At 63.5% G+C, this 17,864-nt stretch carries 21 protein-coding genes; 3 read left to right on the forward strand and 18 right to left on the reverse strand.

Features of this window, described 5'->3' with window-relative positions; translation table 11 throughout:
- From coaD to V3572_RS10670, 17 genes are all read right to left on the reverse strand, one after another.
- Complete coding sequence (gene coaD, locus V3572_RS10590; RefSeq protein ID WP_332110954.1) at positions 1-534, reverse strand: pantetheine-phosphate adenylyltransferase; 534 nt, start codon at positions 532-534, stop codon at positions 1-3.
- Positions 480-1,085 (reverse strand): 16S rRNA (guanine(966)-N(2))-methyltransferase RsmD, encoded by a 606-nt coding sequence (gene rsmD / locus V3572_RS10595; protein ID WP_332110956.1) that lies wholly within the window; start codon positions 1,083-1,085, stop codon positions 480-482. Before rsmD ends, coaD begins: the two co-directional genes overlap by 55 nt.
- Entirely contained in the window at positions 1,085-2,200 is a 1,116-nt protein-coding gene (locus V3572_RS10600) for an acyltransferase family protein (RefSeq protein WP_332110957.1), read from the reverse strand. The genes rsmD and V3572_RS10600 overlap by 1 nt, the downstream gene beginning before the upstream one ends.
- A 16-nt stretch (positions 2,201-2,216) precedes the next feature.
- Positions 2,217-4,268: an elongation factor G gene (gene fusA / locus V3572_RS10605; RefSeq protein WP_332110958.1), complete on the reverse strand. Its 2,052-nt coding sequence runs from the start codon at positions 4,266-4,268 to the stop codon at positions 2,217-2,219.
- Complete coding sequence (locus V3572_RS10610) at positions 4,265-5,182, reverse strand: hypothetical protein (RefSeq protein WP_332110959.1); 918 nt, start codon at positions 5,180-5,182, stop codon at positions 4,265-4,267. The genes fusA and V3572_RS10610 overlap by 4 nt, the downstream gene beginning before the upstream one ends.
- Positions 5,183-5,338: 156 nt before the next feature.
- The gene (locus V3572_RS10615; protein WP_332110960.1) at positions 5,339-6,073 is read right to left on the reverse strand and encodes an outer membrane protein assembly factor BamD; all 735 of its coding nucleotides are present in this window, start codon (positions 6,071-6,073) and stop codon (positions 5,339-5,341) included.
- Between the two features lie 391 nt (positions 6,074-6,464).
- Positions 6,465-7,391, reverse strand: a complete 927-nt coding sequence (locus tag V3572_RS10620) for an NAD(P)/FAD-dependent oxidoreductase (RefSeq protein WP_332110961.1) — start codon at positions 7,389-7,391, stop codon at positions 6,465-6,467.
- Positions 7,392-7,394: 3 nt separating this feature from the next.
- Entirely contained in the window at positions 7,395-7,715 is a 321-nt protein-coding gene (gene trxA / locus V3572_RS10625) for a thioredoxin (protein WP_163300947.1), read from the reverse strand.
- 198 nt (positions 7,716-7,913) lie between these two features.
- A complete protein-coding gene (gene tsaD, locus V3572_RS10630; RefSeq protein WP_332110962.1) occupies positions 7,914-8,984 on the reverse strand; it encodes a tRNA (adenosine(37)-N6)-threonylcarbamoyltransferase complex transferase subunit TsaD in 1,071 nt (356 codons plus the stop codon).
- Positions 8,981-9,991 (reverse strand): class 1 fructose-bisphosphatase, encoded by a 1,011-nt coding sequence (gene fbp / locus V3572_RS10635; protein ID WP_332110963.1) that lies wholly within the window; start codon positions 9,989-9,991, stop codon positions 8,981-8,983. Before fbp ends, tsaD begins: the two co-directional genes overlap by 4 nt.
- A 71-nt stretch (positions 9,992-10,062) precedes the next feature.
- Positions 10,063-10,974: a hypothetical protein gene (locus V3572_RS10640; protein WP_332110964.1), complete on the reverse strand. Its 912-nt coding sequence runs from the start codon at positions 10,972-10,974 to the stop codon at positions 10,063-10,065.
- Positions 10,975-11,249: 275 nt separating this feature from the next.
- Positions 11,250-12,359, reverse strand: a complete 1,110-nt coding sequence (locus V3572_RS10645; RefSeq protein ID WP_332110965.1) for a tetratricopeptide repeat protein — start codon at positions 12,357-12,359, stop codon at positions 11,250-11,252.
- Entirely contained in the window at positions 12,343-12,669 is a 327-nt protein-coding gene (locus V3572_RS10650; RefSeq protein WP_332110966.1) for an FtsB family cell division protein, read from the reverse strand. The genes V3572_RS10645 and V3572_RS10650 overlap by 17 nt, the downstream gene beginning before the upstream one ends.
- Positions 12,669-13,046, reverse strand: a complete 378-nt coding sequence (locus V3572_RS10655) for a hypothetical protein (RefSeq protein WP_332110967.1) — start codon at positions 13,044-13,046, stop codon at positions 12,669-12,671. Before V3572_RS10655 ends, V3572_RS10650 begins: the two co-directional genes overlap by 1 nt.
- Before the next feature lie 30 nt (positions 13,047-13,076).
- Positions 13,077-13,640 carry a CDP-diacylglycerol--glycerol-3-phosphate 3-phosphatidyltransferase gene (gene pgsA, locus V3572_RS10660; RefSeq protein WP_332110968.1) on the reverse strand — a complete coding sequence of 188 codons (564 nt, stop codon included), beginning with the start codon at positions 13,638-13,640 and terminating at the stop codon, positions 13,077-13,079.
- A 105-nt stretch (positions 13,641-13,745) separates the two neighbouring features.
- Entirely contained in the window at positions 13,746-14,657 is a 912-nt protein-coding gene (locus V3572_RS10665; protein WP_332110969.1) for an Mrp/NBP35 family ATP-binding protein, read from the reverse strand.
- A gap of 51 nt (positions 14,658-14,708) precedes the next feature.
- Positions 14,709-15,353, reverse strand: coding sequence for a protein-L-isoaspartate(D-aspartate) O-methyltransferase (locus V3572_RS10670; protein ID WP_332110970.1), 645 nt, complete (start codon positions 15,351-15,353; stop codon positions 14,709-14,711).
- A 180-nt stretch (positions 15,354-15,533) separates the two neighbouring features.
- Between V3572_RS10670 and V3572_RS10675 the strand changes: the two genes are divergently transcribed.
- The 3 genes from V3572_RS10675 to V3572_RS10685 all read left to right on the forward strand — a co-directional run bounded on the left by V3572_RS10675 (position 15,534) and on the right by V3572_RS10685 (position 17,250).
- Positions 15,534-15,983 carry a CBS domain-containing protein gene (locus V3572_RS10675; RefSeq protein WP_332110971.1) on the forward strand — a complete coding sequence of 150 codons (450 nt, stop codon included), beginning with the start codon at positions 15,534-15,536 and terminating at the stop codon, positions 15,981-15,983.
- A 228-nt stretch (positions 15,984-16,211) separates the two neighbouring features.
- Entirely contained in the window at positions 16,212-16,679 is a 468-nt protein-coding gene (locus V3572_RS10680) for a cytochrome c3 family protein (RefSeq protein WP_332110972.1), read from the forward strand.
- A gap of 181 nt (positions 16,680-16,860) precedes the next feature.
- Positions 16,861-17,250 carry a VOC family protein gene (locus V3572_RS10685; RefSeq protein ID WP_332110973.1) on the forward strand — a complete coding sequence of 130 codons (390 nt, stop codon included), beginning with the start codon at positions 16,861-16,863 and terminating at the stop codon, positions 17,248-17,250.
- Positions 17,251-17,335: 85 nt separating this feature from the next.
- Here V3572_RS10685 and V3572_RS10690 read toward each other — a convergent pair.
- Positions 17,336-17,864, reverse strand: a 529-nt coding sequence (locus V3572_RS10690; RefSeq protein WP_332110974.1) for a cysteine hydrolase family protein, incomplete at its 5' end; no start/stop codon positions are given.

Consider the following 17,864-nt stretch of genomic DNA (forward strand, 5'->3'; position numbering starts at 1 on the left):
CTAGGCCTCCTGGCCTGAATCGAGGGGACCATGGGGCATGGGCACGCCATAGCGTTCGCACAGACGCTCCAGGACCAGGGGGGGGACCAGACCCCGGATGTCGCCGCCAAGCCGGGAGGCCTCCTTGATGATGGTCGAGGAGATGTACAGCCAGCGGTAGTCGGTCATGATGAACACGGTCTCAATGTGCCGCTTGAGGCGGCGGTTCATGAGCGCCAACTGGAATTCGTATTCGAAGTCCGACACGGCCCGAAGCCCGCGCACGATGACGTCGGCGCGGCGTCTTTCCACATAGTCCACAAGCAGGCCGTCGAATCCCTCAACCATGACTTGAGGTTCGTCGGCAAACACCGCCTCGGCAATGGCCACCCGTTCGTCCCGGGTAAAAAGGGGGGTTTTTCCGGAATCCGCCGCCACCGCCACGATGATGGTGCCGAAGATTTTGAGGGCCCGGCGCACCAGCGAGACGTGACCGTTGGTCAGGGGATCGAAGGTTCCGGGGTAGATCGCCACGCATCCGTTGGGATTTGCCATATCATGATCCTGGTTTGGCCGAAAAGACGGTCGGTTGCACATGAGAGTCCGGGCAGATCGCCAAGCCCGGAGACATCCAGTCCGGCCTCGATCTCGGCCACGGCCAGCCCGTCGGCGGCCAGAAAGCCGTTGGCCGTCATCCGGGCCAGGGTCGGCGGCAGCAGATCCAGGCCATAGGGGGGGTCGGCGAACACCACCTGGAACGGCGCCTGGGGCTTTTTGGCCAAAAACGCCAACACATCGGCCACCACCACCCGACATCGGTCGCGCCCGATCCCCAGCGCCGCCGCATTGTCCCGCAACAGCGCCGCCAGCCGAGGATTTTTCTCCACGAACACCACCTCGGCCGCCCCCCGGCTGACGGCCTCGAACCCCACGCTGCCGCTTCCGGCGAAAAGATCCAACACCCGGCAGCAAGGCCAGTCAACCCCCATGGACGCCAGCATGGAAAAAAGCGATTCGCGCACCCGCCCCGTAGCCGGACGGCAGCCCTTGGCCTCGGCGGTGCGCAACATCCGGCCCTTGAAGACGCCTCCGGTCAGTTTGAGCATCAGCCGACCCGCCCCGATGGAGTCGCCGCCGCCACCGCCCCGCCGCCCTGCCGCACCGGGGCCCGCGCCCCGGCCAGAAACCCATACACCCAGGGAACATGACGGGCCAACAGGATGCCCGCGCAGAGCGCCAGGGCGATGGTCAGGGCCGTCAGCCCGACATACAGCAGCATGCCGGTGAAAAAACCCGTGGGCAGGAGGACGAACCGGGTCAGGTAGATCAGATACGACAGAGTTGGTTCGTGGACCAGATACAGGAAAAAGGAATAAGGAGACAGGGCCAAAAGGAGCTGATTGTTGCGAAGCGGGGTCGTGGCCGACAGCCGCCAGATACAGGGAATCCCGATGATCAGTCCGGCGTTGTGGGCATAATAGGTCGCCACGGGGTTAAACTTCGTGATCAGGGCGAAGGTTCCGAACACCAGTAGAGCCGGGTAGGCCGACAGCGAAAAAAGGGTGAGCCCCTTCCCCATGCGGAGGGAGGGCCGGGTCGAGGCCAAAACCAGCCCCATGTAAAAAAAAACCACACTGCGGAAGGTCAGCCACCCCACATTTCCGTCAGGCAGAAGATTCCAGGTCAGGCACAGCCCGATGAGGCTTATGACCGGGATGCGCCGGGCCAGGTAATAGAAGATGGGGGACACAAGGAACATGACCAGCAGATCGCGCAGAAACCACAGGGGGGAGATGATCGGCAGGCCGCCGATCCCCGTGACCAATGTCCATATCCCCCGCTCCTGCACGGTTCGGAAGTCGCCGATGTAGGGAATCTTGTCGAAGGTCAGGATGATGGCCACGCTCAGCAGATTGAAAAAAAGGTAGGGCAGCCCGATGCTGCGCATTTTTTTCCCCAACATGCGCACATAGGCGGCCGGGGTCGGGGTGAAGGAGACAAAGAACAGGTACCCGGACATGGCGAAAAAAAGCGACGGCGCCTCCTGGATCAGGTTGTAGTCCATGAAGGTGGTCACGATGCGCAGGGACAGGGGCGGATCGGACAGATAGGCGTGGAGAACCCGTTCGGCGTGGACCAGAACCACCCCCAGCATAAGCAGGAGCTTGAGTACGTCGAAACGCCGGGAGATATCGGGATCAATGCGGGAACGGGTGGACATGGTCGAATGCGGCCTCCTAGTCGAGAACGTCAAATTTGGAAAATTTCATGACCATGCCCGCCCGGCCCTGGGTCGCCGACCGCAGCTTGGTGGAAAAACCGAAAAGACGCCGCAACGGCGCCAGGGCCTGGACGATTTTTTGGCCTGCCCGGTCGAACATGTTTTCGATCTTGGCCCCGCTTGAGCCCAAAAGTCCGGCCACATCGCCCACAAACTGGTCCGGGACGGAAATCTCCAGAAACATGATGGGCTCAAGAAGCCTGGGATCGGCAGCGGCCAGGGCGTTTTTCAAGGCCTGGTGCGCGGCCATGCGATATCCCACGGCCGAGGACTTGCCGTCCAGGGTCTGCAACCCCTCCACCCGCACCCGCACGTCCTGGACCGGATAGCCGCGCAAGACGCCGGTCTGCAGGCCGTCTTCGAGGCCCTCGGCCACGGCGTCCAGCCAGGCCGGGGGATAGCCCGTGCGGTCGAGGCTGAAGCCGATATCCCGTCCGGCCTCGCGCGGCAACGGCGAAACCCGCAGGGAGACCTGTCCGTAATGCTCCTTTTCGGCCAGTTCCCGGGAAAATTCCGCTTCGCCGAGACCCTCTCCCGAAACCGTCTCCTGGTAGACCACCTGGGGATTCCCCGAGCGCGGCGACAACCCGTATTCCCGGCGCACCCGCTCCAGCACCACCTCCAGGTGCAACTCCCCCATGCCGGAGAGGATGATCTGGTCCGTCTCCTGGTCGTGCTCCAGGGCCAGGGTGGGGTCTTCCTGCAAAAGCCTGCCCAGAACCTCCTTGAGGCGGTCGGATTCCTCCACGTTTCGCGGTTCCAGGGCCAGGGAGATGACCGGCTTGTACCCGGCGATGCTCTCCAGCAAAATGGGATCGGAGGCATGGCACAAGGTGTCGCCGGTCTTGGCGAAACGCATGCCCGAGGCCAGGACGATGTCCCCGGCCACGGCCGACTCGATCTTTTCCCGGTGGCTGGCGTGCATGGAAAAAAGCCGGGCCGGACGTTCGTTCTCGCCCCGGGTGACGTTTCGCACCTCCTCCCCGGCCGTGAGACGGCCGGAAAAAACCCGCACGAACACATGGCGACGGCCGGTCTCCATGCTCACCTTGAAGACCAGGGCGGCCAGGGGGGCGGCCGCCGAGGGGGGGAAGATCTTCTCCTCCCCCGTGGCCGGGTCCGTGCCAATAGCCCCGCCCCGGTCCTCCGGACTTGGCAGATAGTCGCACACGGCGTCCATAAGGGGCTGCACCCCGGCATTGCGCAGGGCCGAACCGCACAACACCGGCACCACGCCCCGGGCCAGGGTGGCCGTGCGAATGGCCGCGCGCAGGCGTTCCAGGGACGGCTCCACACCCCCCAGGTAGTCGTCCATGAGGGACTCGTCGTATTCGCAGGCCGCCTCGACCATGGCCTCCCGCCAGGGCGCGGCCAGGGCTGTTTCGGCCTCGGACAGCGCCAGGCGGTCATAGTGCTCGCCCTGGGAGGACTGATCGAAATGCAGTTTTTCCATGGTCATAAGATCGATGATCCCGGAAAAATCCTGACCCGCGCCAAGGGGAATCTGCACGGGAACCGCCGGGGCCTTGAGGATGGTGCGCATGGCCGTCACGGCGGCTGAAAAATCCGCGCCCAGGCGATCCATCTTGTTGACGAAGGCCAGTTTGGGCACGCCGTAGCCTTCCGACTGCCGCCACACCGTCTCGGACTGGGGCTCCACCCCGGCCACGGCGCAAAACACGCCCACGGCCCCGTCCAAGACCCGCAGAGCGCGCTCCACCTCAATGGTGAAATCCACATGCCCCGGGGTGTCGATGATGTTTATGCGATGGCCGCGCCAGGGACAGGTGGTGCAGGCCGAGGCGATGGTGATGCCGCGCTCCTGCTCCTCGGGCATGAAATCCATGGTGGCCGTGCCGTCGTGGACCTCGCCCATGCGGTGGATCTTTCCGGAATAATACAGGATGCGCTCGGTCAGCGTGGTCTTCCCGGCGTCGATGTGGGCGATGATGCCGATGTTGCGGATGGTGGACAGGCCGCTTTTTTTCGCGCCTTTTTTGGTGCTCATATGCCTCTCCCGGGGTGTTGCGGCCGCGCCGCATAGGCGGTGCGGCCATGAACGAAGGCCGCGACCGGCGCCTGCGGAAAGGCCCAGAAACATTCCATGCCCGGCCCCAGCACGAGATCGGGGCCCGACGCGGCGCACAGCGCGGCCTCCATCTTGCCCCGGGGGACGAACACCGCCTCATACCCCTTAGCCAAAAAATCCGCGAAATTGCCCTCCCCGGCCTGCATGCCCTCGGAAAGCCCTCCGGCCTTGCCCCACACCGTCACCTGGGAACCCGCCTGGGCAAAGGCCAGGGCCTCCAGATCAAAGCCGCGGGCCGAGGTCCGCCATACCCCGATGCTGCCGGACGGGGCCACGGCCAGGGACGGCAAACGGGGCGACATCCGGGCGGCGGGACCAAAATCCACAACCAGTCCATGGGGATGCGCCGCGTGCAGCTCCGAAAAAAGACGGGCCGCATGTTTGGCCGAAAGCGAAAACGCCGACTCCACCCCGCACAACTCCAGGGCGGCCAGCAGGGCCGTCGGCCACGGGGTTTTCGCCTCGGCCCGGACAACGGCCACAAGGGGCGTTCGGGCCAACAGGGCGGGCAGGCAGGCGGCCAAAAGGCGGGAGGGAGAGGCGAAATCCGGCCCGATGGCCACCACGGCGTAGGGCCGGGGACAAAAACGGGTGGAGGCCAGGCCATCCGGTTCGAATCCGACCGTGATGCTGCGCGAAATCGCCCGCCCCGGATCGTGTGCGGCGAACATCCTGGCCAACGTCTGTTTGATGCGGGCCCGCTCCAGGGCGGACAGGGCGTCGTGGGCCGCAGCAAAGGCCTCGTCGCCCAGAGCGTGGTCCGGGAGCCAATCCGGCCAATCGGGCAGGCCTTCCGGGATGTCGCCGGGATACGGCGTAAAGGCGTCGCTCATGGTGTCCGTCCTTGCCGATAAAAAAAGGCGGCCCCGACGGGGGCCGCCTTCCGACGCGGTATGCGACGCGACTTATTGGCGGGGCAGTCCGGACGGCTGGCCTGTCCCGGTGAAAGACACGGCGCGGGAGCGGGAACGCGGCCCTCCCCTTGGCTGCTACAGCCAACTCCTCAGCCACAGTTTCCAACTGCCCTCGATCTTCATGCGCTCTTCCTCGCTGATGACCTTCTGATATTCCAGATAGGAGAGTTGGGCGCGCAAATTGGCGTATTCCTGAATCTCGGGAAGCTCCTTGAAGTTGTCGAGAACATACATGTAACGCTTCCAGGCCGCGCCATATTGTCCTGTGCGCCAATAGAAATCAGCGACAAAGAGCTCATGTTCGGCAAGGCGCTTGCGGCATTCGATGATGTATTCGGCCCCTTCCTTTCCGTATTCCGTATCCGGGAAGTTGGCCACCAGAACGTGGAAGGTATCCAGGGCTTCGTACATGGTGTCCTGGGGCTTGTCGATGGAATCGGAACGCTTGTAGTTGGAAACTCCCAACTGGTATAAGACGTACGGGATCTCCTCATGGCGGGGATGCATGGCCTCGAATTCTTCGTAGGCCGCCGCCGCCTCGGCATAATCCTCTTCAAGGAAGAAGGCGTCGCCCAGGCCGATGATGCCTGCCGGGGTGTAGGGGCTGAAGGGATAGCGGTCCTTGAGCTTGGTGAAAAAGTCGGCGGCGTCATAGTACTTTTTCGCGGCCATGGCCTCGCGTCCGGCCTCGTACAACTCCTGGGCGGTATCTTCCGGCGGCGGCAGAAAATAGTAGTCGATGAGGCCGCAGCCGGACAACAGGAGCACAAGAGCGCACGGAGTCAACAGTCGCAACACGTTTTTTTTCATATCATGTTCCGGGGAAAACAGTTTGCGGTCGAAACGCTGCACAATAGGGATAGCGGCATCGCACGATCATCATTCGCCACACGGCGGGCATTCCCAGTTTTTCATGGCGGCATGCCAGAACGTCTCCGGCATGCAGGTGGGCGTTATAGCAGACCGCCATCACGGGCACAACGGAAAAAAAACCTGGAAAAACGCGCCTCCGGGCGCATATCGGGCGAATCCAGGCGACGGATCGTGTGTCCGGGCCGACCATCCGCAGGCGGGAATCCGATTCGCAGTGAGGTGACGGGCTTGCAAAAATAAACGAACACCGGGAACGCGCCCCCTATGGCAGCCCATGGACAGTCCGCCCGCGCCAGGGGCAAAACGTATGGAAAGAACTGTCCACGCCTTACGGGCGGCTGAGGGATTCCAGATAGGCCAGAGCGGCGTGGGCCGCAGCAGCGCCCTCGCCCACGGCGGTGGCCACCTGGCGGCACTCCTTGGAACGGATGTCGCCAGCGGCGTACAGGCCCGGGAGGTTGGTGCGCATGCCGGCGTCGGTGATCACGAAGCCCCCTGAATCGCGTTCAAGCCCGGCCGGATAGAAATCGCCCTGGGGCTCGAACCCCACGAAGACGAACACCCCGTCCACGGGAATGGCGCTTGTCTGGCCGGTCTTCTTGTTCTCCACCAGGATGCCGGTGACTTTGTCCGTTCCCTGGATTTCCGAGACAACGCTCGAACGCAGAATCTCGATGGCCGGACTCACCTCGCACTTGTCCTGGAAGCATTTCTGCCCCCGAAACTCGTCGCGGCGATGGATGAGGTAGAGCTTTTTGACCAGGCGGCTTAAGTACAGGGATTCCTCCAGGGCGGCGTTTCCCCCGCCGATGACCGCCACCACCTGATTGCGGAAAAAATTCCCGTCGCACAGGGCGCAATAGGAAACGCCCTTGCCTAAAAGTTCCTTCTCCCCCGGGATGCCCACCCGCTTGTAGCGGGCGCCGACGCACAAAACCACCACGGAGGCCTCGATCCACTCCCCGCCGACCAGGATGCGGTGTCCGCCGGGAACCGGCTCCATGGCCATGACCTCGTCGGCAATCTTCACATGGGGATACTTGTCCACATGGGCGGCCATGGCGTCGGCCAGCTTCCATCCTTCAATGCCGTCGGGAAAGCCGGGATAGTTCTCGATCATGTGGGTCATGAGCATCTGTCCGCCGGGAGACAGTTTCTCCACGACAGCGACCGAGGCCTGGGACCGCAGAAGATAAAGGGCGGCCGTCATACCGGCGGGACCGCCCCCAATGACCACGGCGTCAAAACGCTTCATGGATTACAAGGCCTTTTGGCTGAGCATTTCCTTGATGCTGCTTTTGGATACGGCGCCGGTGATCTGCTCCACCACCTCGCCGCCCTTGAACAGGATCAGGGTGGGGATGGCCCGGATGCCGTACTTGCTCGGCGTGCTGGGATTCTCATCCACGTTCATTTTGGCCACCTTGACCTGTCCGGCGTATTCGTTGGTCAACTCATCGATGACCGGTCCCATGGCGCGGCACGGGCCACACCAGGGCGCCCAGAAATCCACCAGAACCGGCAGGTCGCACTGCAACACCTCGGCCTCGAATGCGCCGTCACTGAGTTGTATGGCCATCGTCTCTCTCCTTTTTCCCGAAGCCGGGGGAAAAACAGGCGGCCTCGGAATGCTTTTTGACTCAAAATAAAGGAAATATTACGTACAATTCCCTGTGATGGCAAGAGGAAACGGGAACCCTCCGGCCAGTCGCATCGACTTGAGGTAGGGGCGCGACATATCCCTGTCAACCCGGCCTGCGTCGCCCTCTCCGACATATTACGACAACACCTTGAAATCCAACGGGATTTTTTTCCCTCGGGGAATCGCGTCCACATCCAGCCCATGCCCGAATCCGGCCATGGCCAATTTCCGGCCCATATGGGCGATCATGACGCCGTTGTCGGAACACAGGGCCAGGGGCGGCAGACGCAACGCCAATCGCAGGCGGTCGGCCAGATCGGCGGCCATGCTCCGCACGCGGGAATTGGCGGCCACCCCTCCGGCGACCACCAGGGAGGCGAACGGACCGTGCAGCTTGGCGGCCCGGGTCAGCTTGATGCGCAGGGTGTCGGCCACGGTCCAGTTGAGGGAGGCGCAGGCCACCCGGGTCTCGGGATCAGCCAAAGCAGGGTCGAAGGGATCGCCGGGGGCTGGCATGTCGGCCATCCGGAGACCGGGTCTTTTCCGCACATGCTCGGCCACGGCGGTTTTCAAGCCGCTGAAGCTGAAATCGAGCCCGGGATCGTCGAGATGGGGACGGGGATACAGGCTGTGGTCGGGGGGGACGCCCTGCCCCAGGAGGTCGATATACCGGCCGCCGGGATAAGGCAGATTGAGCATCTTGGCGGTCTTGTCGAAGGCCTCGCCCGCCGCGTCGTCCAGGGTGCGGCCCAACAGGGTGAACTCGAAGTCCGAGGCCATGCGCCAGATCTGGGTATGGCCGCCGGAAACCAGAAGGCCCAGGGCCGGATAGGCGATGTCGTGTCCGATCCCGGCGGCCAGAAGGTGGGCGTGCAGATGGTTGACCCCGACCAGGGGCGCGCCCGTGGCCAGGCACAGCCCCTTGGCCAGCCCCAGCCCCACCAGCAGGCTGCCCAAAAGCCCCGGCCCCCGGGCCACGGCCACCGCCCCCAGATCCCGTGGGGACACGCCCGACTGGGAAAAAAGCGCTTGGCACAGGGGTCCCAGCAGGCGTTGATGCTCCCGGGAGGCCAATTCCGGCACCACCCCGCCGAACAGGGAATGCACGTCCTCCTGCAGGGCGGTCTTCTCCAAAATGAGACCCTCCTCGGCGACCAGGGCCACGCTGGTGTCGTCGCAGGAGGTCTCGATGCCCAGGACGATCATGCGCGATGTTTGGCGTAAATCTCGGACACCTTGGCCACATCGTTTTTGCTGCCGATGAAAAGCGGCACCCGCTGGTGCAGTTCCTGGGGCTCGATGTCCAGGATGTCGCCCGCCCCGTCCGTGGCCGCCCCCCCCGCCTGCTGGCACACGAACGCCAGGGGCGAGGCCTCGCACAAAAGCCTCAGCTTTCCGGCGGGCTTTTTGGGATCGCGAAAATCAGCGGGATACAGGAAGATGCCCCCGTACAGCAGGTTGCGATGGAAGTCCGCCACTAGGGAACCGATGTAGCGCAGGCTGTAGGGCTTGCCCCGGGTGTTGTCCGGGCTCTTGAAATAGGCCACGGCCTCGCGAGTGGCGTCGTCCCAGTAATGCCAATAGGCCTCGTTGACCGAATAGACCCGGCCGGTCTCGGGGATGCGGATGTCGGGATGGGAAAGCAAAAACTCCCCGACGCTGGGGTCCAAGGTGAATCCATGCACCCCGGAGCCCGTGGTGTAGACCATCATGGTCGAGGTGCCGTAGAGAAAATAGCCTGCCGCCACCTGCTCGGAACCCTTCTGGAGCAGATCGCTCAGACGCTCCCCGTTGCCGGAATCCTTGGCCCGGTAGATGGAGAAGATGGTGCCCACATTGATGTTGGCGTCGATGTTGGAGGAACCGTCCAGAGGGTCGAAAATGAGAAAATATTCGCCCTTGGGGAAGGCGTCGGGGATCAGGATGAGGTCGGCGTTCTCCTCGGAGGCGATGGCGCACAACACCCCGGCCCGCTGCATGCGATGGATGAGCACCTTGTTGGCGTATTCGTCGAGTTTTTGCACCTGCTCGCCCTGGACGTTGATCTCGCCGGTGAACCCCAAGACATCCACCAGCCCGGCCTTGCGCACCTCCCGGGAGATGATCTTGGCCGCCAGGATGAGGTCGTTGAGAAGCCGGGTAAACCGCCCGGTGGCCATGGGCGATTCCTTCTGATGCAGCAGCAGGTGTTCGGTGACGGTGATCTGGGGCATGTCGCTTCTCCCGTTGCGGCCAGGGGCCGCGTGGCGCTTGTCCGGCGTTGGACGATTCCCGATGGACGCCCTTAGAATGACGGCGGCGGCGTAACCGTCTCCGGCGGCAATTCCTGTCCGACACCGGCGTCCGCCGGGGGCGCTTCCGTGATGGACGCTTCGGCGGCCTGGCCGGTTTCGGCGGCCGCCGCCTTCTCCGCCTTGGCCTCGTTGCCTGCGGGGGCCTGGGTCAGGTACAGGATGGGCATTTGCCCGATGTAGCGCGACTGCCAGACATAGCGGCCGCCGCCGGCCTGAATCTCGCCCTGGACCTCGGTTTTGAGAACCTCCGCCCAGTTGGCGGACAAAAATCCCTGCCCTGCCCCCTCTCCGGACGAGGCGGCGGGCCACAAGACGGCCTCGGGCTGGAGCATGATCAGCTCATCCGGGGCCGGTGAGGCCTCCACGATGTTTCGCGGCTCGAACCAGGACACGATGGCCCCGGCATATTCGTTGTTTTCGAAAAAGGGCGCGCCCACATAGATGATCGGCCCCATGTCGTCCACACTCGCCGTGGCGGCCAAACCGCGCTTCGTATAGCGGTTCTCGTTGTCCAGGATCGGGCCGAATTCGAGCGGGCGCATGGCGATAAGGGGCTGCTGCATGCGGATGGAGCCGTCCTTGTTCACCACGGCTACCCCGGAAAGCCAGGGAAAGTCGCGCAAAAGCTGTTCGCACCACTCGGCTTCGGGCGGATTGTCCTGCGTATAGTACACTCTGATGAACATTTCCAGGCGTTGGTCCACTGGACCAAACAAACGCGCCAGCTTTTGCAGGGCCGGGTCCGTGATGCCCTCATCGGTCAAATCGATGGTGGGGTCGGTATCGACATACTCCTTGTACAATTTTTTGGTGTCCTTCCAGGTGTTGCGAGCGGTGGAGCATCCGGACGCAAGGCCAAGGCAAAGGGCCGCGACCGCGAGAAGTACTGTCGTGCGTTTCAACGTGTTGTCCTTTTGCGGGAGTTCCGGCAGGCGTTGCGACCGGGGGGATGTCTCCCCGGCGCGTCCGCGCATGGAATCCGAAGTGGTTGTCGCTTGTTTAGCCGTTACCGCCGGGCGCGTAAGACGTGACGCCCGGCGAAAAATCATTACATCCCAAAGTGAAAAGGAGGTCAACGGCCGTCTCCTCCCCGCGCCCGACGGTTTCCCCCGCGCCGCCGCAAAGCCGCGCACCGGCGCGGCAACCGCATCGCAAGGCCAGGGGGAATAGTCTCGTATCAGGCCCCGGAACGGGCCTCCAGGCGGCCCGCCAAGGCATCCAGCAGGCCCATGAGCTTGGCCTTTCCCTTGGATTTCACCGGAGCAGCCACGGGTTGCGGCTCGTGGACGGTTTTGTGCGTAAACGCCGCAGGTCCGCCGGGGGACAACTCGGCGATCCTGGCCTCGACCTCGGCCCGCTCGGGACCGGACGGCAGATGCGTGAGCAATTCGCGATAAATATCCAACGCGCCCGGGGCATCCCCCTGGGCGGCCAAAAGCGAGGCCATGGTCCGGGTCCGTATGCCCATGTCCGGAATCTGAATGGTGCGGACCTGGGCGACGGCGGGCGCCGCGTCGGGGATGTCGGCGGCCAGGGCCCCAGGCCCGTCCGCAAGCGTCTCATCCTCCTCGGCCATGCCAAGCGCCCCGGCCAGTTCCAACACCTCCTGCGCGCCGCGCAGGGGCATGGACATCTCCCCTTCCTCGGCCGGGACGGCCTGGTCGGGAAGTCCGGCTGCGGCAGGAGGAAAAGCCTCCGCCGCAGGTTCGGCGGCAGCGGCATGGCCCACGGCCAATGCGGACGGTGGCGTCGGGACCGATTCCGGCTTCGCGACAGGCGTCGGCGCCCCGCTCTCCAGGATCTCCGCCGCTTTGGCGGACGCCGTCGGCTCGGTTTCCCGGGTCGCCGTCGCCACGTCAGGCTGCGACGGCGCGGCCAGGGGCGCCCCGGCCAAGGCCTCCAGCCCCTTTTCCAGCACCCCGGCGAAGGTCAGGCCCGGATCGCGGAAAAACTGGGCCAGAAAGGACAGGGCCACAATCGGATCGCGGGAGGAAAAGGCGGCGTGGCGGGCCCACAGACGCCATACGGCGGGATAACGGACAAGGCTGTCCTGGACCCCGGAAAAGACCCGGACGGCATCCTCCTCCCGATCCTTTGCGGCATAGAGTTCGACCAGGAGGAACTTGGCCTCCAGATGGTCGGGGTGAAAGCCGATCCCGGTCTCCAGGATGGCCATGGCCTCGTCCGGACGGCCCGACTCGGCCAGAGCCCGGGCCAAGGGGAAAAACGCCTTGGAGTTGGGCTCGATGGCCAACACTTCCCGATACAGTTCAATTTTTTCGATCATCGGGTGACGGTCCCTCCGTGGTCCCCGCCGTGTCCTTGGGGAACTGGTAGAGGATCTCGTTGTCCTTGAGATAATTCATCCGCGACCTGGCCATTTTTTCCGTGAAGGTCCGGTCGGACTTGAGCCAGCGAATCTCCTGGCTCAAATCCAGGGATTTCTCCTCGACGGTTTCCAGCTTCTTGACGAGCAGGGCGTGGTGGGACTTCAGGTCGAGATAGGCGAAGATGCCGTTTTCGCTCCACACCAGATTGTAGAGCAAAAACAGGTTGAATACGACGAGCGCCGAAAGGAGTATTCTTCGCCAGAGCATTAGTGCACGATATATTTCCTGATCTTTTCAAGTTCCACGAGCGCAAGCGGGGTTTTCAGCTCGCGCAAAAAACTTTCCGTGGCCGTCTCGATCCGCGCGACATCGCTTTCCTCAATGTCGATCCGGTCCATGCGGGCCAGAAACGTTTTGAGAATCTGGAACTCCCTGATCAGCACATGCCCAAGCCGCAGACGCTCCAGATCAGGTTCCAGCTCCAAAATGGTCTGCAGGCAATTGGAAATACGTGCAGACAGGTTTTGGGTCTTGTGGCCTTCCATGGGCACGTCACGCCATTTTTTAAGGCCGACGGCGGCATTTCGCCGCGCCAAGCACGTTTTATTCCTTTTTTTCATACCTTGCCGACGGGCGGAAAGCAATGTGATTCTCCGGCCCGGATGTTCGCACCATCACGTATCGCGACGTTGTCTGGCCCCTTTGGTCACGACACCGTAAAAATTCAAAAAATAGTTTATACCCGAACCCACGGTCAAGACAAGGGCGACATATAAAAGGATCGTTCCCAAGGGTTGCGGGTCCAGGCCGTACCAGGGGAAGTGCAGGATGAGCGGGCACAGGGCCACGGCCTGGGTCACGGTCTTGAGCTTGCCGAAGGCGTCGGCGGCGATGACCACCCCCATGTCCGCCGCCACGGCGCGCAGCCCCGTGACCGCGATCTCCCGGCAAATGATGACCACCGCCACCCAGGACGGAATGAACCCCTGCCCGGCCAGCATGATGAGCGTGGACCCCACCAGGAGTTTGTCGGCCAGGGGGTCCAGGAATTTCCCCAGGGAGGTGACCAGGTTGAACCGCCGGGCGATGTATCCGTCGAAGACATCGGTAACGGCGGCGGCGATGAACACCAGCGTGGCCGCCAGGCACATGATCTTTCCCGGGTACGAAAGCATGACCACCAGGACAGGCACCACGCCGATGCGGGCCATGGTCAGGGTGTTCGCCGTATTGAGCATCATCGGAAATCCCTTCTGCGGTAGTGGCGTCACATTTCGGCCGGAGGCTCCCGCCCTCGCCAACGACGGCGGCCGACCGGCCAGGCCCGGCAACAGGACGGCGATTTAGGGGCGCATGCTCACATGGGCCTCAAGGCTGGACTGGGCGGCGTCGGCCACGGCGTCGGCCAAGGCCGTGAACGCCCGCTTCACAGGGGAATCTTCCTCCAGCATGACCACGGGCTTTCCCATGTCCCCGGCCACCACCGTCACCGGATCAAGCGGCACGGCCCCCAAAAAGGGGATGCCGTATTTCTCGGCCAAAAGCCGTCCGCCGCCCTTTTTGAACAGTTCGATTTCCTGGCGGCAATGCGGGCACACCAGCCCGCTCATGTTTTCCACCACGCCAAGGATGTTGGCCTGGGCATATTGCAAAAAATTCACAGCCTTGCGCACATCGGCCAGGGAAAGCTCCTGGGGCGTGGTGACCACCACGCACAGGGCGTCGGGAATGGTCTTGAGCACGGTCATGTGCTCGTCGCCCGTGCCCGGAGGGGAATCGATCACTAAAAAATCCAGTTCCCCCCAGTCCACGTCGGCGATGAACTGCCGGATGGCCGTGGTTTTCATGGGACCGCGCCACAAGACGGCCTGGTCCGGATCCTGGAGCAGGGATTCCATGGACACCACAAACAGGTTGTCCCCGAACTTCTTGGGAACCACGCAGCCCCGCTCCACCTCCAGGTTGCCCGTGAGCCCCAGCATGCGCGGCACGCTCGGGCCATGGATGTCCACATCCATGATGCCCACTTTGAAGCCGCGCAGGGCCAGGGCGCAGGCCATGTTCACGGCCACGGAGCTCTTGCCCACGCCGCCCTTGCCGCTCATGACGAAAATCTTGTAGCGAATCTTCTCCAGGGTGGAGGTGATGAGCACGTCACGCATGGCTTCCGCGGCATCGCCACGGCCGCCGCAGGCGCCTTCCGCCTCAGGGGCCGAGGAGCAGGAGGAACAGGACGATTCGTTTTTCTCGGACATGAAACCTTCCGCCTTCTGTTATGTTATCGAATATGCGCCATCGCGAACGGGCTACCAGCCGTGCCTGCCGACCAGGTCCACGAACATCACCCCTCCCATATCCCGGGAGACGACCCGGCCGTTTTGTTTCTCAACCAAAAGAAGCGTCTGGCCGCGCTTGGACGGCCCAACGGGAATAAGCATTTTCCCCGGGTCCGCCAACTGGGCCACCAGCGGTTCGGGCACCACCGGCCCCGCCGCCGTGACCAGGATGCGGTCGAAGGGGGCCTCTTCGGGCCAGCCCAGGGTGCCGTCATCGAGCTTGAAATGGACCTGGGAACAGCGCAGGGCCGCAAGCCTGACCTTGGCCGCCTCCTGCAGCGCCGCCACCCGTTCCACCGTATAGACCCGGGCGCCCATTTCCGCCAGGACCGCCGCCTGGTATCCCGAGCCCGTGCCGATCTCCAGAACCTTCATGTCCGGCGCGATGTCGCAAAGGGCGGTCATCCAGGCCACCACGTAAGGCTGGGAGATGGTCTGGCCGTGCCCCAGGGGCAGGGGATGATCCTCGTAGGCCTGGGGAATGAGCGCCTCTTCCACGAAAAGATGCCGGGGAACGGCCCGCATGGCCCGCACCACCGCCGGGTCGTGAATCCCCCGGGCCTCGATCTGTTCCCGGACCATGCGATCCCTGTTCCGCCGCAAATCGATTCGCACCGTCCGCCTCCCCGTGCTCCGCGCATCGAACCGAATTGATCCGATTTTTGCTGGTGCAAACCAGAATTCCCCCGGCAAGTCAACACGCCCCCCGACCCGGACGGGCGCAGGCATCCCTGCAGCCTTGACAGACACGCGCCGCCGGTGAGAAGTATCGACGGTCAAGAAAAGGAGATCTCCATGCTCACCGTCCGGGACATCATGACCGACAGGCTCGTGGCCCTGACCGCCGCCGACACCCTGCTTGCGGCGCGTCAGGTCATGGACATGGCCCGCATCCGCCATGTCCCCATCATGGACAAAGACGGCCTGTTCGTGGGGCTTGTGACCCACCGGGACATGCTGTCGGCGACCGTGTCCAGGCTTGCCGACATCGACGACGCCACCCAGGACGAAATCTATGCGGGCATTCCCATCGGGGAAATCATGCGCTCCGACGTCAAACACACCGCCCCGGACGCCCCTCTGCGCGACGCCGCCCATCTGCTTTTGACCCACAAATACGGCTGCCTGCCTGTGCTCGACGGCAAAAGGCTGGTGGGCATCCTGACCGAATCGGACTTCATCCGTCTGTCCATCGTGCTCATGGACGCCCTGGACAATGTCGAGGCCGACCCGCCGTTGGAATGATCCCCAACCGGCCGCCCCCAGGCCGACGTGTGGCGACTGTCGACAAACCGCTTTCGTTGTTTTTTTTATTGACTTCCCCTTTGTGAAATTTTACGCTTGGTTATTCTGTGCGCCGCGAAAAGGGCCGTTCGCCCGACTCGACACGGCTCGTTGATCGTTCGGCAAGAGGCCGCTTTTTTTTCGAGTTACGGATTCCCCGGAGCCCCCGGAGCCCAAGGAGGAGATTTGATGCGCTCGAAGGTTATGTACCTGGCACTACTCGGCATGGCCCTTTCCCTGGCCCTCGCGCCGATGGCGTTTTCGGAAAACGCCGGATTCAGCAAATTCGTCGAGGCCAAATCCACCATCTGTTTTCCGCTCGAACTCACCTTCAAGCGGCCCTCGGGCGTCGTCGCCACCAAACTGCCCGCCGTCACCTTTTCCCACGGTCAGCACGCCACCTTGGCCTGTGCCGACTGTCATCACATGTGGGACGGCAAGGGTCCGGTGGAGTCCTGCAACTCCGACGGCTGTCATGACGTGATGGATTCGCGTCAGGACACCATGTCCTACTTCAAGGCCTACCATAGCAAAGACGCCGCCTACAGCTGCATGGGCTGCCACATGAAGATGAACCAGGAACGCAAGGAACACGGCAAGGATGTCCTGAAGCTGTCGCCTTGCTCCAACAACATCTGCCACGTGGCCCAGAAGTAACTCCTCACCGCTTCGCGATGCCAAAGCCCCCGCCCTGCGGGGGCTTTTTTTTTTCGCCCGGCCCGCGTCAGATCCCTTTCGCAGGCTCGCCACGGTTGTCAAAACCCGCCACAGGCCGTACATCATGAGAACCCGTTCCCCTTCAGGGCGGGCCAATCACAACGACCACACGAGGTGAACCATGTCCGACGCCTACACAACCCACGGCGCCTTCAGTTGGAACGAGCTGATGACCACCGATCCCGCAAAGGCCAAGGCCTTCTACGCCGCCCTCCTGGGCTGGACGTTGGAGGAAGCGCCCATGGGGCACACGCACTACACCCTCATCAAGGTAGGGGAGACGCCCGTGGGCGGCATCATGGGCATTCCCCCGGGCGCTCCGGAGGGCATGCCCCCCAACTGGGGCGCCTACGTGACTGTGGACGACGTGGACGCCGCAGCAAAAAAGGCCGCCGAACTCGGCGGCCATGTCTGCGTCCCGCCCACGGACATTGCGGGCGTGGGCCGGTTCTGCGTCATCTCCGACCCCCAGGGCGCGGTGGTGTCGCTTATCACCTACGCCAAGAAGTGATCCTGAGGATGGGCGGGGACGAATCGGCTTGGCGGCCGCCACGCCATGCGCCGGGCATCCCCGCCCCTCCCCCCGCTCCGAGGCCTCAGGCCGGGGGGACGTCCTGGTCCAGGAACTCCCGGGTGGACAGAATCCGGGCGTAGACCATCCCCAGGGCGGCCAGAAACGCCCCATGCACGGCCTGGGCCGGGATGTCCAGATCCCCGAAACGCAGGGCGCGGGCCGCGCAGGCGTCATGGACGACGTCCAGTTCGTAGCCCAGGTCGAAGGCCGCCCGAACCGTGGCGTCCACGCACAGAAGCGTCATCATCCCGGTTACGACCAGACGCCGCGTCCCCAGCCGGTCCAGCTCCATCTGAAGACCGGTCTCCCGGAAGGCGTTGGGAAACGTCTTGCGCAGCACCGGTTCGCCGGGCAGCGGCGCCGCCAGGGGGTGGATGTCCGCTCCCGGGCTGCCGGGCAAAAAAAAGGTCGACCCCGGCCGCAGGGATTCGTGCCGGATATGGACCACCGGTCGCCCCGCGCCACGGAAACGGTCCAGGAGCAGGCGGGCGTTGCGGCCGGCGGCCTCGGCGCCGTCCAGTTCGAAGGCCCCGCCGGGAAAATAGTCGTTT

The sequence above is a fragment of the Desulfolutivibrio sp. genome, assembly GCF_036584575.1.
Classification (GTDB): domain Bacteria; phylum Desulfobacterota; class Desulfovibrionia; order Desulfovibrionales; family Desulfovibrionaceae; genus Desulfolutivibrio.